Annotated in this window: 11 protein-coding genes; 5 read left to right on the top strand and 6 right to left on the bottom strand. The window is 66.7% G+C overall.

Going from position 1 to position 14,001, the window contains the following annotated elements; translation table 11 throughout:
- Window positions 1-3: 3 nt before the first annotated feature.
- Together ARTSIC4J27_RS00120 and ARTSIC4J27_RS00115 are read right to left on the bottom strand one after the other, a co-directional pair.
- Entirely contained in the window at window positions 4-831 is an 828-nt protein-coding gene (locus ARTSIC4J27_RS00120; RefSeq protein WP_050053182.1) for an amino acid ABC transporter ATP-binding protein, read from the bottom strand.
- Entirely contained in the window at window positions 828-1,931 is a 1,104-nt protein-coding gene (locus ARTSIC4J27_RS00115; RefSeq protein WP_200900722.1) for an amino acid ABC transporter permease, read from the bottom strand. Before ARTSIC4J27_RS00115 ends, ARTSIC4J27_RS00120 begins: the two co-directional genes overlap by 4 nt.
- 264 nt (window positions 1,932-2,195) lie before the next feature.
- Here ARTSIC4J27_RS00115 and ARTSIC4J27_RS00110 point away from each other — a divergent pair, with 264 nt between their 5' ends.
- The 4 genes from ARTSIC4J27_RS00110 to ARTSIC4J27_RS00095 all read left to right on the top strand — a co-directional run bounded on the left by ARTSIC4J27_RS00110 (window position 2,196) and on the right by ARTSIC4J27_RS00095 (window position 7,627).
- The gene (locus ARTSIC4J27_RS00110) at window positions 2,196-4,184 is read left to right on the top strand and encodes an FAD/NAD(P)-binding protein (RefSeq protein WP_050053181.1); all 1,989 of its coding nucleotides are present in this window, start codon (window positions 2,196-2,198) and stop codon (window positions 4,182-4,184) included.
- Window positions 4,185-4,298: 114 nt separating this feature from the next.
- Window positions 4,299-4,769 carry a GNAT family N-acetyltransferase gene (locus ARTSIC4J27_RS00105; protein WP_083435225.1) on the top strand — a complete coding sequence of 157 codons (471 nt, stop codon included), beginning with the start codon at window positions 4,299-4,301 and terminating at the stop codon, window positions 4,767-4,769.
- A 44-nt stretch (window positions 4,770-4,813) separates the two neighbouring features.
- A complete protein-coding gene (locus ARTSIC4J27_RS00100; protein WP_050053180.1) occupies window positions 4,814-6,565 on the top strand; it encodes a helicase HerA-like domain-containing protein in 1,752 nt (583 codons plus the stop codon).
- A 69-nt stretch (window positions 6,566-6,634) separates the two neighbouring features.
- Window positions 6,635-7,627, top strand: coding sequence for a hypothetical protein (locus ARTSIC4J27_RS00095; RefSeq protein ID WP_200900721.1), 993 nt, complete (start codon window positions 6,635-6,637; stop codon window positions 7,625-7,627).
- Between the two features lie 162 nt (window positions 7,628-7,789).
- Here ARTSIC4J27_RS00095 and ARTSIC4J27_RS23070 read toward each other — a convergent pair whose 3' ends face one another.
- On the bottom strand, window positions 7,790-8,173 hold the full coding sequence (locus tag ARTSIC4J27_RS23070; protein WP_235436464.1) for an endonuclease domain-containing protein: 384 nt from the start codon (window positions 8,171-8,173) through the stop codon (window positions 7,790-7,792).
- Between the two features lie 66 nt (window positions 8,174-8,239).
- Between ARTSIC4J27_RS23070 and ARTSIC4J27_RS23065 the strand changes: the two genes are divergently transcribed.
- On the top strand, window positions 8,240-8,590 hold the full coding sequence (locus tag ARTSIC4J27_RS23065) for a hypothetical protein (RefSeq protein WP_235436462.1): 351 nt from the start codon (window positions 8,240-8,242) through the stop codon (window positions 8,588-8,590).
- Window positions 8,591-8,826: 236 nt separating this feature from the next.
- On the opposite strand, the gene ARTSIC4J27_RS00085 is transcribed toward ARTSIC4J27_RS23065, so the two are convergent.
- The 3 genes from ARTSIC4J27_RS00085 to ARTSIC4J27_RS00075 all read right to left on the bottom strand — a co-directional run bounded on the left by ARTSIC4J27_RS00085 (window position 8,827) and on the right by ARTSIC4J27_RS00075 (window position 13,407).
- Window positions 8,827-10,848, bottom strand: coding sequence for an NHL domain-containing thioredoxin family protein (locus ARTSIC4J27_RS00085; protein WP_050053177.1), 2,022 nt, complete (start codon window positions 10,846-10,848; stop codon window positions 8,827-8,829).
- The gene (locus ARTSIC4J27_RS00080; protein WP_050053176.1) at window positions 10,848-13,001 is read right to left on the bottom strand and encodes a cytochrome c oxidase assembly protein; all 2,154 of its coding nucleotides are present in this window, start codon (window positions 12,999-13,001) and stop codon (window positions 10,848-10,850) included. The genes ARTSIC4J27_RS00085 and ARTSIC4J27_RS00080 overlap by 1 nt, the downstream gene beginning before the upstream one ends.
- 118 nt (window positions 13,002-13,119) lie before the next feature.
- Window positions 13,120-13,407, bottom strand: a complete 288-nt coding sequence (locus ARTSIC4J27_RS00075) for an HU family DNA-binding protein (protein ID WP_009358243.1) — start codon at window positions 13,405-13,407, stop codon at window positions 13,120-13,122.
- Window positions 13,408-14,001 lie beyond the last annotated feature (594 nt).

Raw genomic sequence — 14,001 nt, 5'->3', positions numbered from 1 at the left:
CCTTTAGATGTTGAAGGCCGGCTCGAGCACTTTGGAGAAGAAGCTCCGGGTGCGCGGTTCCTGCGGGTTGGTGAAAATCTGCTCGGGCGCGGCCTGTTCCACGATCTGCCCCTGGTCCATAAACACCACGGTGTCCGCCACGTCGCGGGCGAAGCCCATCTCGTGCGTGACGATGATCAGGGTGGTGCCGGATTTTGCGAGTTCGCGGATGACGTCCAGTACTTCGTTGACCAGTTCCGGGTCAAGGGCGGAGGTGGGCTCGTCGAACAGCAGGATTTTGGGGTCCAGTGCAAGTGCCCGCGCGATGGCCACACGCTGCTGCTGGCCGCCGGAAAGCTGGCGCGGGTACGCCCCCGCCCGGTCCTTGAGGCCCACCCGGTCCAGGAGTTCCAGGCCGCGGCGCCGGGCCTCGTCCTTGGAACGGCCCTGTACGACGACGGGTGCCTCGGCCACGTTTTCCAGCGCGGTCAGGTGCGGGAACAGGTTGAAATTCTGGAACACCATCCCGATGTCGGTGCGCTGCCGAAGGATCTCCTTCTCCCGCAGCTCGTGCAGCTTCTGGCCCCGGACCTCGTAGCCCACCAGCTTGCCGTCGATGGCGATGTGGCCGCCGTCCACCTTTTCCAGGTGGTTGATGGTGCGCAGCAGGGTGGACTTGCCGGAGCCCGAGGGGCCCACGATGACCGCCACGCCGCCCGGCTCTACGGTGAGGCTGACGCCCTTGAGGACCTCGGTGGCACCGAAGGATTTGTGGACCTTGGTGATTTCCACCAGGCCGCGGGTGGCGGCAGGGGTTGCCGGGGCTTCAGCAGTTGGCGTTGCGGTGCTCATCGGGCGTTCCTTGCGTTGTTGGCCACGGCGTGGGTGGCGAAGAATTTGCGGGCCTTCTGCAAGGGCGTCAGCGGCAGGTTCCGCACCGCGCCCTTGGAGTAGTGCCGTTCGATGTAGTACTGGAAGACGCTGAGCACTGACGTGATCACCACGTACCAGAGGGTGGCCACGAGCAGCAGCGGGAGGACCTGCTGGGTGCGGTTGTAGATGACCTGCACGGTGTAGAACAGCTCGGAGTAGGCCAGGACGTAGACGATTGAGGTGCCCTTCACGAGGCCGATGATCTCGTTGAACGCGGTGGGCAGGATGGCCCGCATGGCCTGTGGCAGGACGATCCGCGTGGACCTGCGCCAGGCCGGGATACCCAGGGCGGCCGCCGCTTCAAGCTGGCCCTGGTCCACCGAGAGGATGCCGCCGCGGATGATCTCTGCGGAGTAGGCTGCCTGGTTCAGGGTGAGGCCCAGTACTGCGGCCGCAAACTGGCTGATCAGTGTGGTGGTCTGGACCTCGAAGAACCGCACGTCCGTGAACGGGATGCCCAGGGAGATCTTTTCGTACAGGTAGCCCAGGTTGTACCAGAGCAGCATCTGGACCAGCAGCGGGGTGGACCTAAAGATCCAGGAGAACGTCCAGGACACCGAGACCAGCAGCGGCGACGCGGAGAGCCGCATCAGGGCCAGGATGAACCCCAGCACGAAGCCGAGGATCCCTGAGATCGCGGTCAGCTTCAGGGTCTCCAGCAACCCGGCGATGACGGACTGGGCGGTGAACCACTGGGCCACCACACCCCATTCCCAGCGGGGGTTGGTGGCAAGGGACCAAGCGACAGCGAGGACGCCGAGGGCCACAAATGTCGTGCCCACCCAGCGCCACGGATGCTTTGCGGCCACCACCCGGTATTCGGAGTAATCGGTGGCCAGCCGGGCGCTTCCGCCTCCCGGCGGGACCCCGCCGGCCTTGGTGGCGGCTTCACTGGTTACGGTCCCTGAAGTAACGCTGCCTTCAGTCACGTGCCCGCCAGCGTCGACGTCCGGTGCCGCGCCTGCTGCCGACTGTGCTGGCGTTGTTGACTGCGCCGCGGTAGTTGCTGCTGAACTCATGCGCCACCTCGTTTCTCTGGTTGGGCCGGGACTGTTTGACCCGGTTGCTGGCTGCAAATCTAGGACCGGCCTGAATGGGGCAGCAAGGCGGCAGGTTGCATAACTTCACCCGGGTTCGCACAGCGTCATGAGTCGGATTTTTGCGTCTGTTGACGGGATGTGACCCGGAGTTAACGGGCGTGACCAGCCGCTCGACCGCCGTCGGAACCGCTGCCTAGCATGGGCACTCCAAGCCGCCCCCTACCGCCGCTACCAGGAGCACCCATGCCAGCGAACATCCCTGCCGTCGTCTTCGTCGGCGGCGGACCCCGCACGGCCGGAGTGCTGGAGCGGCTCGCCGCCAACCGTCCCGGGCTCTTCAACGGGCCGCTGGAAATCCACGTCGTCGAACCGCACGTTCCCGGCTCGGGCCGCATCTGGCGCTACGACCAGAACCCCGGCCTCCTGCTCAACTCCATGGCGGCGGACATCACCATGTTCACCGACGACTCCGTGGCCTGCGAGGGCCCGGCCAGCCAGGGACCGAACCTGGCCGAATGGGCGGCAGGCGTGGCGGACGGGTCCATCACGGACGTTCCTGACTTCCCGCGCAACCTGCGCGAACAGCTCCGTTCACTCACCGGCGCCACCTTTCCCACCCGCCAACTGCAGAGCCAGTACCTGGAGTGGTTCTTCCGGCGCGCGGCCCGGTCACTGGGACGCGATGTCACAGTCCACCGGACCACCGCCGTGGCTGTGCGGCCCGCCGTCAAAGACGCTTCTCCGGCCGGTCCCGCCGGGGGCCCTGCCGGCTACCTCGTGGAACTGGCCAACGGCCGCGCCCTGCGGGCCGACGTCGTGGTCACTGCCCTGGGGCACACTGACTCCCGTCCGGACGCCGCCTCTGCCGCGTGGGCCGGCTTCGCCGCGCGCCACGGCGGGTACCACGCGGCACCCAGCTACACCACCGACGTCGACTACTCCCCCATCGCTCCGGGCCAGGACGTCATTGTTGCCGGCATGGGCCTGGCCTTCGTTGACCTCCTGGTCCTCCTGATGGAGGGACGCGGCGGGCGCTTCGTTGAAACGTCCGACGCCGGGCTTCGCTACCTTCCGTCGGGCAGGGAACCGAAGTTGTGGGCCGGGTCGCGCCGGGGCGTGCCGTACCACTCGAAGATTTCGGCGACGCTGCGGGGCGAGGCGCCGGGGCCGCTGCGGTTCTTCACCGCAGCCGCCGTCGAGGCGCTGCTGGCACGGCACGGGGAACTGGATTTCCGCCGGGACCTGTGGCCGCTGATCGCCAAGGAGGCCGGATACGGCTACTACCGCGAGCTGCTGACCGGCAGCCCCGGACGGGCAACCATGGGCTGGGACGAGTTCGCCGCCCGGTACGCGGAGCTCGACTGGTACAGCCCCGCGCGGGAAGAACTCGTGGCCGCTGCCGTTCCGGACGCTGCCCTTCACCTTGACCTGGAGCGGCTTGACCGTCCATTAGCCGGCCGCCGCTTTGCCGGTCACCAGGAGGTGCAGGATACGGTGGCGGGGTACATCGAGCACGATCTTGCCCTTCGGGACAGCCCCGACCACCCCGAGACGCTGGCCCTCTTCCTGGCCCTGCTCCACGTCTACATGGAAGTGGGCCGCGTGGTCCCGCCGGAGCGCCTCAATGCCAGGTCGCAGCAGGCGGTCCACGGCTGGTGGCACGGGTTCTTCAGCTTTGTGGACTCCGGGCCGCCGCCCCACCGCCTGCGCCAGATGCTGGCGCTGCACCGGGCCGGGCTGCTGCACTTCCTCGGCCCGGACCTCGAGGTGACTGCGGATGAGTCCACGGGCCTGTTCCACGCCAACTCGGCGCCGTCGGGAACCTCCGTGGCGGCGAAGGCGTTGATCGAAGCCCGGCTGCCTCCACCCACGGTGGCGCAGTCAGTTAACCCGCTGCTGGAGTCCCTGCATAAAACGGGCCTCGGCGCCGAGCAGCAGCTGCTGACCGCGGACGGGATCCACTCCACCGGCAAACTCCTGATCTCGTCCGGGCACCAGCTCGTGAACGCCGACGGGGTGCCGCAGCCCGGGCTGTTCGGCGTCGGGCCCGGCACCTCCGGCTGGGGCGCAGGCGCCTTCGCCCGTCCCGGCACCAACGCCGCGCCGTTCCGCGAGAATGATGCACTCGCCCGCAGTGTCCTCGCCGTTGCCCGGAGCGTCGCGGCCCCATCCGGCACCACGGAATCCTCCACCGCACTGTCCACTGAACCAGCCGCCGTCGGAAAGAATTGAACCGTGATTGCAGAACCTGACCTCAGGCCCCAGCCTCTTGATCCTGTGGCCCGGCCGCCCCGCAGCGTGCCGAGGCCGCTCGATCCCGCCGCCCTAGCGGTCCTGAACCTGCCCATGCACGATCCCCGGGTCCGGCCGCTGCTGGACGAACTCGCTATCGAATACGACACGCGCTACGGCGACCTGTTCGGCCGGGAGGGTGCAGCAGAAGAGCTCAACCGATATCCCGCTGAAGAGTTCGCGGGGCCAGGCGGGGCGCTGCTGGTGATCCAGGAGAACGGCGAATCCATCGCCGGCGGTGCCTTCCGCCGGTACGATGCCGCCACGGCTGAGCTGAAACGGATCTGGACCCACTCCGCCCACCGGCGCCGCGGCCTGGCCCGGCTGGTGCTGGCCGAGCTGGAAGCCCTTGCAGTGCGCCGCGGGTACAGCCGGCTGTACCTGACCACCGGTCCGCGCCAGCCCGAAGCCAGGCGCCTGTACCTCACCACCGGTTACGAGCCTCAATTTGATGTCGACGCCGACCCGGAGACACTGGAGTTGCTGGCCTTCACCAAGGAACTTTCCAGGCACACGCAGAAGTGAGTGTGTCCCGCCCGCACGCGGAGGGCCGGGGCTAAGCTAACCGCATGGCCAACAAAACCACAGCAGAGAAGCTTGCCACCATCCAGAAGGGGTACACGCTGGAAGGGGCGGCCATCGAACTGGGCGCCGCCATCGTGGACGGCGAACTCCACAAGGAGGCACAGGTCCGCCTGCCGCTGGCCATGATGAACCGGCATGGCCTGGTAGCCGGCGCAACCGGCACCGGCAAGACGGTCACCTTGCACATGATGGCGGAACAGCTGTCCGCGGCCGGTGTTCCCGTCTTCCTCGCGGACATCAAGGGTGACCTGTCCGGGCTGGCAACGGCCGCCGTCGGCAGCGAAAAGCTCAAGGCCCGCACCGAAGGCATCGGGCAGGCGTGGCAGGGCAGGACCTACCCGGTGGAATTCCTGGCCCTGGGCGGGGAGGGCAACGGCGTCCCGGTCCGGGCAACAGTGTCCTCCTTCGGGCCCATCCTGCTCTCGCGCATCATGGAGCTGAACGACACCCAGGAATCAAGCCTGCAGCTGGTCTTCTACTTCGCGGACAAAAACGGCCTGGAACTGATCGACCTGAAGGACCTCCGGGCCGTCATCCAGTTCCTGACGTCGGACGAGGGCAAGGACCAGCTCGAAGAACTGGGCGGCCTGTCCAAGGCCACCGCGGGGGTGATCCTTCGCGAACTGGTGAACCTTGAGGCACAGGGGCTGGAGAAGTTCTTTGGCGAACCGGAGTTTGATACCGCCGAGCTGCTGCGCACCGCCCCGGACGGCCGCGGCGTGGTGACGTGCCTGGAACTGCCCGCCTTGCAGACCAAACCCATGCTGTTCTCCACGTTCCTGATGTGGCTGCTCGCCGACCTCTTTGAGGACCTGCCCGAGGCCGGCGACCTCGATAAACCCAAACTGGTGTTCTTCCTCGACGAAGCCCACCTCCTGTTCAACGGCGCGTCCAAGGCCTTCCTCGAGGCCATCACCACCACTGTGCGGCTGATCCGGTCCAAGGGCGTGGGGATCTTCTTTGTCACCCAGACCCCCAAGGACGTGCCGGCGGATGTGCTGGGCCAGCTGGCCAACCGGGTGCAGCACGCCCTGCGCGCCTTCACCCCGGAGGACGCTAAAGCACTCAAGGCGACGGTTTCCACCTTCCCGGTCAGTGACTACGACCTGGAAGAGACGCTTACCTCTGCCGGGATTGGTGAAGCCGTCATCACCGTTATGAATGAGAAGGGCGCTCCCACCCCCGTGGCCCTCACCAGGTTGCGGGCCCCCGAATCCCTGATGGGGCCCAGTGCCGAGGACCTGGTCCGCAGCACTGTGGCCGGGTCCGCCCTGCTGGGCAAGTACGGGACGGCGGTGGACAACCCCTCTGCCTATGAGAAGCTCACCGGGAAGGCTGCTGCCCCCACCGGCCCCGCTGCTTCCGGCCAGCCGCCTGTTCCCGGCGCTGGTACTGGCTCTGGTGTTCAGAGGGCCGGCACTGGCGGCAATGTGGACATTGACGCGGAGGCACGGCGCATTGAAGAGGAGATCCTTGGCAGGCCCAGCACCAGGACCAGTGCGCCCCGCCCCGCGGATGAGGCACCGCAGGCATCCCGGCCGCGCTCGTCCCGGCAGCCGTCGGCACAGCAGGAGCCTGCGCAGCAGGGGGACGGGATGATGGGCGACCTCGGCGGTGTTCTTGGCGGAGCACTCGGCGGCGGGCTGAAGAGCATGGCCAGGTCCATCGGAACGCAGCTGGGTCGCGAGCTGCTGCGGGGTGTTTTCGGCACGTCGTCCCGGCGCCGCCGCCGCTGACAGGGACCGCCCGCAGCCGACTCAACTGCCGCCGTCGGCCGCGTGGCAGGTAACGTATTGACAGTGCAGATGAGTCAAGCGTTGGTGAGGATCGCGGCCGGATGGCTGCTGGGCCTCATGCTTGCCGTGGCCGCTGCCGTCGTTGCGGTGAACGTGGTGAACAATACGGTGGCCAGTCCGCAGCAGCCGGTGCGTGAGTATCTGGACGCGCTGCAGAGCGGCGACGGGGGTAAGGCGCTGGGGCTCCTGCGGGCCACGGTGCCGCCAAGCAATGCTGCCATGCTGGACGGTACGGCGCTGCAGACCGCCGCGTCCCGGCTGGCCAACGTCAACATCGGCGAGGCCGAGGAACGCCCGGGCGGCCAGGTGATGGTGCCCATGGAGTACACCATCGACGGCAGCCGCCTCCGCACCGAATTCCAGCTGCAGAAGACCGGAACCGAGTGGATCTTCTTCAACACGTGGGCGTTTGTCCCGTCCCGGCTGCCTACTGTTGACGTCTCAGTGGTCAATTCCCCTGAAGCAACTGTCAATGGCGTGGACGTCAACATGCCCAACGGCCGGAACTCCTTCGCGGTCTTCTATCCTGGCGAGTACGAAGCCAGCGTCAACGGTCAGTACTTCTCGGCTCCTGCCACCCGCGCCACTGTCACTGCCCGGGACGTCCCGGTGGCCCCGCTCAACCTGCTGACCCAGGCTACGGACAACCTCAAGAAGGACGTGGCCGCGAAGGTCAAGGAGTTCCTGGACGGCTGCGCTTCCCAGGCGGTCAAGGAGCAGAAGCTCCAGCCGGACTGCCCCTTCTACTACGCCAGCAACAACCGGGTCCAGGACGGCACCATCAAGTGGTCCGTGACGGAGTACCCCAACGTCTCCATCGAACCGTTCGACGGCCGCTGGGTGGTGGCACCGCTGGACGGCAAGGCCAAGGTGGAGGCCCTCCAGCAGAACCTGTTCACCGGCGCCTGGTACCCGCTGGACGAAGAGGTGGATTTCAGTTTCACCACACGGCTGGATGTCTCCGGGGACGCCATCAAGGTCACGCCGGTCCTGAGCTTCTAGGCTTTACACAGCACACTGGTCCGGTTTTTGCGGTTAGTCTGTAGGCCAAGTACCGTCACGCAGAGCACTCTTTTAGGGCTCTTGCCGGAGCCCCGCCCCGGGAATCAGAGGGTTCGTGGTGCGGGCGGCTTCAAAACCGTGCTCCCAGTGACACGCAGCCAGCTACCGCCGCCGCCCGAGCACCGCTAAAACTTCACTGACCATGGCTTCGGGCCTGTGCACCACGTCAGCGTAGTAGTACCGGAGGGCCGTATATCCCTGCAGCACGGACTCGTTGTTCCGCCGGTTGTCCTTTTTGACCTGGTTCCAGTCGGCGTGGTGCCTGCCATCCAGCTCAACCACCAGCCATCCATTCAGCAGCAGGTCAACGTACCCCACCCGCTCCAGGTAGGCCTGCGGTTGAACAGCGATCCCTGCCTGACGGAAGTACGTCCGCGCCAGCGTTTCGAGGAGGGAGTCCGCACCCTGGTCCACCCACTGCAGGACAGCCCTCGCCTTGCCGTTGCGCCGGCCCGGAAGCCGCTGGCGAAGGAACTCAACGGTCATGTCCCCTCTCCCCACAGCGCACTCAACCATAACCAAGGACTCAGCGAATGGCAGGCAACGCAGGGCGTGAATGAGGACATCGGCCAGGGCCGCAACGGGACGGATTGTGCCAGGCGGAAGCAGCAGTCCGGCGTGGTGGACGGCCTCGCCCCTGACAGCCTCTTCCCTCCGGTGATAGACATGGCGGGGCCCCGCAGACGACAAGCACCAGAGGCTGTAGTGTGGCGCAGCACTGGAGCACGTCAGCAGTTCCCGGTTCCGCAGCACTGCAACCAGCTCCGGAGGCGCCGTCGGAAGCGCATAGAGTCCGCGCTCCGGCTGCAAAAGCCCGCCACGGACAGCCCGGCGAAGGGCTGCATCATCCACACCAAGCCGGGCGAGTACGGGCCGGCGCGCGGCCCCGCCACAGTGCTCTAAGGCTTTTGAGACGTCCATGGGGCCATGGTGGCTGCACCAGCCCGCGGTGGGCAGCGGCAATCCGCGCTATGTGGACATCCGCGCTGGCCAATGCCGTCACGCAGGGCAGGCTTTTGCGGCTTTTGCCGGCGCCAAACCCCGCCAACCCAAGGCACAGGGACCGCAGCCACGCCAAAAGGCTGCCGCCCATGACGCTTCAGTCACGGGCGGCAGCCTTTTCGAGGCAAGTACGGCGGTCAGTCCATGCCGCGCAGGTCCAGCACCAGCTCCGTGTCGCCGTCGGCCTGCAGCAGCACCGGAATGCCCCAGTCCTGCTGGTAGAGGTGGCAGGCCGCGTGGTCCGGGATCTCACCGTCCTCGGTTTCCGGGCCGTCACATGCCGCGGCGCGGGCCGTGATGTGCAGGATCCCTTCGGGTACGTCGGAGGACAGCTCGAGGGTCCGGAGGAGGCCCACCGAGGTTCCACCGCCGGACACCAACAGCTCGGGCGGCGTGGACGAAATCTTCAGCTGGGTGGGATCGCCCCAGCGGTCATCCAGTTTCTGCCCGGTGGGGGCGGTGAACCGGACCGTCAGCTCCAGCGGGCCGGGCGCAACCGGGCTCTTGGGCCGGTGGGTCTGCGACGCGCCCTCGTCCACCTGCTGTGCTTCCTTGGGGATGGGCACGTACACCAGCTGGTGCTGGTTGGCTTCCACCACCACCAGCAGCGGTTCGGAACCGGCAGATTGAGTGTGGTCCACAATCACGTCCGAGGGCTCGAGCAGTCCGCGGGCCAGCGTGGAGACCGTGCCGTTGGAGGGGTCGTAGCGCCGGACGGCACCGTTGTAGGTGTCCGCGATTGCCACGGAACCATCAGGCAGAACCGTCACGCCCAGGGGGTGCTGGAGCCGGGCCTCGGCCGCGGGGCCGTCCCGGAAGCCGAAGTCGAACAGGCCCTTGCCCACGGCGGACTCCACCGTGATGGCCCCGTCGTCGTCAATCACCAGCTTGCGCAGCGCCGACGTCTCGGAATCGGCCACCCAGACGTTGCCATCCGCGTCCTCCGCCAGGCCCGATGGCTGCGCGAACCAGGCCTCGTGGGCAGGTCCGTCCAGCAATCCCTCAAGGCCGTTGCCAGCAGCGATGGACACCGCACCGGTCAGCGGATCAAAGCTGAAGATCTGGTGCGTGCCGGCCATGGCGATCACCACGGCGTTGAGCTTCCTGGACCACACGAGGTCCCAGGGCGAGCTCAGGGACACCTCCAGCGGGTGTTCACTCAGCCGGCCGGTGAATCCGGCGGCGTCCTCGTCAACCCGCGCCGGGCCGGTTTCCAGCAGGCGCTGCACGCCGTTGCCGGCCACCGTGGAAGCCTTGCCGTCCGTGAGCGAAAGGCCACGGAGGCGGTGGTTGACCGAGTCTGCAATCACGACGTCGTAGCCCGCCTTGGCTGCCACGTCTTCCGGCAGCAGGACCAGGCCCTGCGGCTCGTTGAAGCGGGCCGCGGCGTCGGCACCGGCGGCGGGACCGTCTACGTGGCCCTTGGCTCCGGAGCCGTAAGTGCGCAGGACGGTCTGGAAGTCGGTGCCCAGTTCCACCAGGCGGTGGTGCCCGGTATCGGTGACCAGCCAGGAACCTTGGGCGGCACCGGCGGAGGCTGCGGCACCCGCCGCCGTGCCGGCGTCGTCCGTTCCCTCTGACACTGAACCGCGCCCGGCGGGGAGGAACAGCGCCTTGCCGGGGAAGCGCAGGGTGCCGGAGGTGGGCTCGGGCGCCACGTACGGGCCGGAACCGCGGTGCAGCGTGCCCTTGGCCTCGTGCTCCGCGATGAGTTCGGGGATCAGTACCGCGAGCCCGTCAGCGTGGCCTTCGCCGGACAGGTGCGCCACAATATAGCCCTCGGGATCGATGACCACCAGGGTGGGCCAGGCGCGGGCGGTGTAGGCCTTCCACGTCTCGAGCTCCGGGTCGTCCAGGACCGGGTGGTGGATCTCGTAGCGCTCCACGGCGGCGGCCAGCGCCACCGGGTCCGCCTCGTGTTCGAACTTGGGCGAGTGGACGCCCACGGTGACCAGGACGTCGGAATACTGTTCCTCGAGCGGCCGCAGTTCGTCCAGGACATGCAGGCAGTTGATGCAGCAGAAGGTCCAGAAGTCCAGCAACACGATCTTGCCGCGGAGGGCTTCGAGGTCCAACGATTTGCCGCCGGTGTTCAGCCAGTTACGGCCCACCAGTTCGGAGGCTCGGACCCGGAGGTGGGTGCGTACGGTTTCGCTCATCAGCGTCCTTCCAGCTTGTTTCGTTCGGCCAGCCTGGCGTCGCGTTCGGCCAATTTGGCAAACATATCGTTGTAAGCGGTGAGATCGGCGTCGTTATTCCTGTCCGCCGCCCGGTCCACGCGTTTGGTCTCCCGCTGGTCCGAGCGCGACCACATGATGGCCACGCCGATGGCCACCAGGAGTGTCGGCACCTCACCGATGCCCCAGGCGACGGCCCCGCCGGTCTGCTGGTCCAGCAGCGCGGACTGGCCCCAGGCACGGCCGAGGTTGCCGAAGTAGTCGGCGGCCAGGAGGTTGGTCCCGCCCATGATGGCCACGCCGAAGAAGGCATGGAAGCCCATGGTGGCAAGGAGCAGCAGCAGCCGCATGGGGTACGGGGCACGCCGCGGCAGCGGGTCCGTGCCGATCATGCTCAGGATGAAGATGTATCCCGTGAGCAGGAAGTGCAGGATCATCAGTTCGTGCCCCACGTGCTCCCGCATGGCGAACCCGAACAGGTCCGAGTAGTAGAACAGCACGATCGAGCCGGCAAAGTTGGCGGCGGCGAAGAGAGGGTGGGTCACTACCTCGGAGAACTTGGAGTGCACAAACACCAGAAGCCACTCGCGCGGACCGCGTGAACCGTCTGCACGCGGCGGCAGTGCCCTTAGTGCCAGGGTCACGGGCGCGCCAAGGACCAGGAAGATTGGCGCCACCATGGTCAGCGCCATGTGGTCCACCATGTGCGCGGAGAACAGGACGCGGCCGTAGACCGACGGCGGCCCGGACGTGATGTAGGTGAGCACCAGCAGGCCGATCACCCAGTTCACGGACCTGAACCACTGCCATTTGTCCCCGCGGCGGTAGATTCTGGCGACGCCGAGGAAGTAAGAGACCAGTCCGAACAGCGCCACGGCGATCCACAGCCAGTCGAGCCGCCATTCCGTCAGCCAGCGTTCGGGGGTCAGTTCCGGAGGGAGCTCATAGCCGCTGAGGATGAAGGCCGGTGAAGCGTCGGGGGCAAAAGTGGTGGGCTGCGGCGGTGCCGAACGACCCAGTGCCACGGCGATGCCGGACGTTGCGCCCATCAAAAGGAATTCGGCCAGGACCAGCTGCCACAGGACCCGGCGGGAGGACATGGTGGAACCCTTGGAACCCAGCTGCGGGATGACCCACTGCCGGTGCATGAAACCGATCCCGCCAAGCACCAGGGTGGCGGCGGACTTGGCCAGGATCAGTTGGCCGTAGGGGGAACCAAGGAGGTCGCCCCAGCTGGTGATGCGGATGCTCGCGTTGATGATGCCCGAGGCGAAGACCAGCACGAAGGCGAACCCGGCCAGTGAGGAGAACCGGCGGAGTGTTGCTTCGGTGGTGTCCGTTGAAGCGCCCGCCTTGGAGCCGGTAAGGATTCCGGACAGGAGTGCCAGCATGATGATGCCGCCCACCCAGGTGCTGACGCCTACCAGGTGCAGGCCAAGGGAGTTGATGGCACCCTCGTGGTCCGAGGAGCTGGAGGAGTGTCCGATCAAGGCTGTGGGCACCAGGCCGATGAGTGCCAGGATCAGGGTGAGTGCCAGGCCGCCCAGGGACCTGGCGCCGAACAGTGCTGTTGTCACTACGGCGGCAATGATGGTGACGGCGAGCCAGGCCCGGCCCGTCTCAATGTCCGTCATGAAGTAGACCAGTGCCTGCGTGAACTGGGCGTCACCGGAAACTGCCTGGCCCGCCACGTCAGCGTACGTGAGCACCAGGACGGCGATGGCGGACAATGTCCACACCGCACCTGCCGCAGCAGCGATGGCAAGGGCCCGCGTGAAGGCCGGATGTTCCGCGTCCTCGGCGCCGCTCTCCTGGCTGCGGTTGCGCCGGGCCAGGCTCCTGGGGAGGATGCCAACAGCAAAGATGAGGCCGCCGATGACTGTGGCCACCGAGACGTTGTGGATGGCCTTAGTGACTGGCAGGCCCCAGCGCACCAGGGCACCGGGGTCCGAGACCTCACGGGCGGCCGCCGCGCCGGAGAAAAGGAGAGCCGCCGCAAGGGCCAGGAGGAGCGCCCCCAGGCCCGCGAGCTGCCACGCTTTGCCGACGCCCAGGGCACCGCTGCCCTGCCCCGGCGCTCCCTTGCCGGGAGCTGGCGGGGATGTTGTGGATTGGGGGTTTGCGGCAGAAGGCACCTATCCATTGTCCGTCACCACTGCCCGGGCCGCGAATCGGCCTTAAAAGCAAAAGGGGCGGCAACCTCGTGGTTGCCGCCCCTTGTCCAGCCGGGTTTTGATGCCGGGAGGAAGAAGCTTACTTCTTGTTGGAGACTGCAGCCTTCAGCTTGGAACCGGCGGTCAGCTTGACGCTGTGGCCGGCGGCGATCTGGATGGTCTCGCCCGTCTGGGGGTTGCGGCCGGTGCGTGCTGCGCGGTCGGTGCGCTCAACGGCGAGCCAGCCCGGGATGGTGATCTTCTCGCCCGCGGCGACAGAAGTCTCGAAAACCTCGAACAGTGCGTCGAGGACGGAGTTGACGGCTGCCTGGCTGGTGCCGGCCTTGCCCGCTACCTCTGCAACAAGTTCACTACGGTTCTTAGCCATTTATGTCCTCCTGGACGGTCATGATTCTGGAGCCTGCACGCGGCATGCGTACAAGCCACTGTTCGAAAACTTACCAGCTTGGGCGGTCCAGGTCCGCAAATTCCGCGTGTTTCCGCGACTTTTTGAGGTTAATCACCCGATTCTTGGGGATTTCCGGCCCGGTTGGGCTGCGGTGGCTGACATCTCTGGACCTCCCGGCAGCCCCTCCCAAGGAGGCACGATCGCCCCCCTTGCAGCTCTTCCTCCCAGACGCGCGCTCAGTTGATGCCGCTCTTGGGGTGTCGCTCTCTCACTTGATGCGGCTTTTGGGGTGTCGCTCTCTCACTTGATGCGGTGTTCCAGCTGCTCTTGGGTGTGATGGAGGACGACGGCGGCTGGTTCGGGATGCTGCCCGGTGAGCCGTATTTGGTGGACGGGTGAGAGAGCGATCGGGAAGACCCCGCGTTAAGTGAGAGAGGGACCGTGGAAAGCCGGCGTTAAGTGAGAGAGCGATCGGGTATGTGCCGCGTTAAGTGAAAGAGGGTCCCGGCGGGTTGTGGTGGTTAAATGTGGGAGGCCCCAACCATGACTGGTTGGGGCCTCGACCTTAATGTT

Origin of the sequence: Pseudarthrobacter siccitolerans (assembly GCF_001046895.1) — a bacterium.
Classification (GTDB): Bacteria; Actinomycetota; Actinomycetes; order Actinomycetales; family Micrococcaceae; genus Arthrobacter; species Arthrobacter siccitolerans.
Note: the sequence above shows the minus strand (reverse complement) of the source record. Positions and strands in the feature narration are given on the sequence as shown.

What these genes read in the sequence shown, in the direction of transcription:
- ARTSIC4J27_RS00120 (WP_050053182.1), bottom strand. Translation starts at nt 831, where the DNA reads ATGAGCACCGCAACGCCAACTGCTGAAGCCCCGGCAACCCCTGCCGCC.
- ARTSIC4J27_RS00115 (WP_200900722.1), bottom strand. Translation starts at nt 1,931, where the DNA reads ATGAGTTCAGCAGCAACTACCGCGGCGCAGTCAACAACGCCAGCACAG.
- ARTSIC4J27_RS00110 (WP_050053181.1), top strand. Translation starts at nt 2,196, where the DNA reads ATGCCAGCGAACATCCCTGCCGTCGTCTTCGTCGGCGGCGGACCCCGC.
- ARTSIC4J27_RS00105 (WP_083435225.1), top strand. Translation starts at nt 4,299, where the DNA reads ATGCACGATCCCCGGGTCCGGCCGCTGCTGGACGAACTCGCTATCGAA.
- ARTSIC4J27_RS00100 (WP_050053180.1), top strand. Translation starts at nt 4,814, where the DNA reads ATGGCCAACAAAACCACAGCAGAGAAGCTTGCCACCATCCAGAAGGGG.
- ARTSIC4J27_RS00095 (WP_200900721.1), top strand. Translation starts at nt 6,635, where the DNA reads ATGAGTCAAGCGTTGGTGAGGATCGCGGCCGGATGGCTGCTGGGCCTC.
- ARTSIC4J27_RS23070 (WP_235436464.1), bottom strand. Translation starts at nt 8,173, where the DNA reads ATGACCGTTGAGTTCCTTCGCCAGCGGCTTCCGGGCCGGCGCAACGGC.
- ARTSIC4J27_RS00085 (WP_050053177.1), bottom strand. Translation starts at nt 10,848, where the DNA reads ATGAGCGAAACCGTACGCACCCACCTCCGGGTCCGAGCCTCCGAACTG.
- ARTSIC4J27_RS00075 (WP_009358243.1), bottom strand. Translation starts at nt 13,407, where the DNA reads ATGGCTAAGAACCGTAGTGAACTTGTTGCAGAGGTAGCGGGCAAGGCC.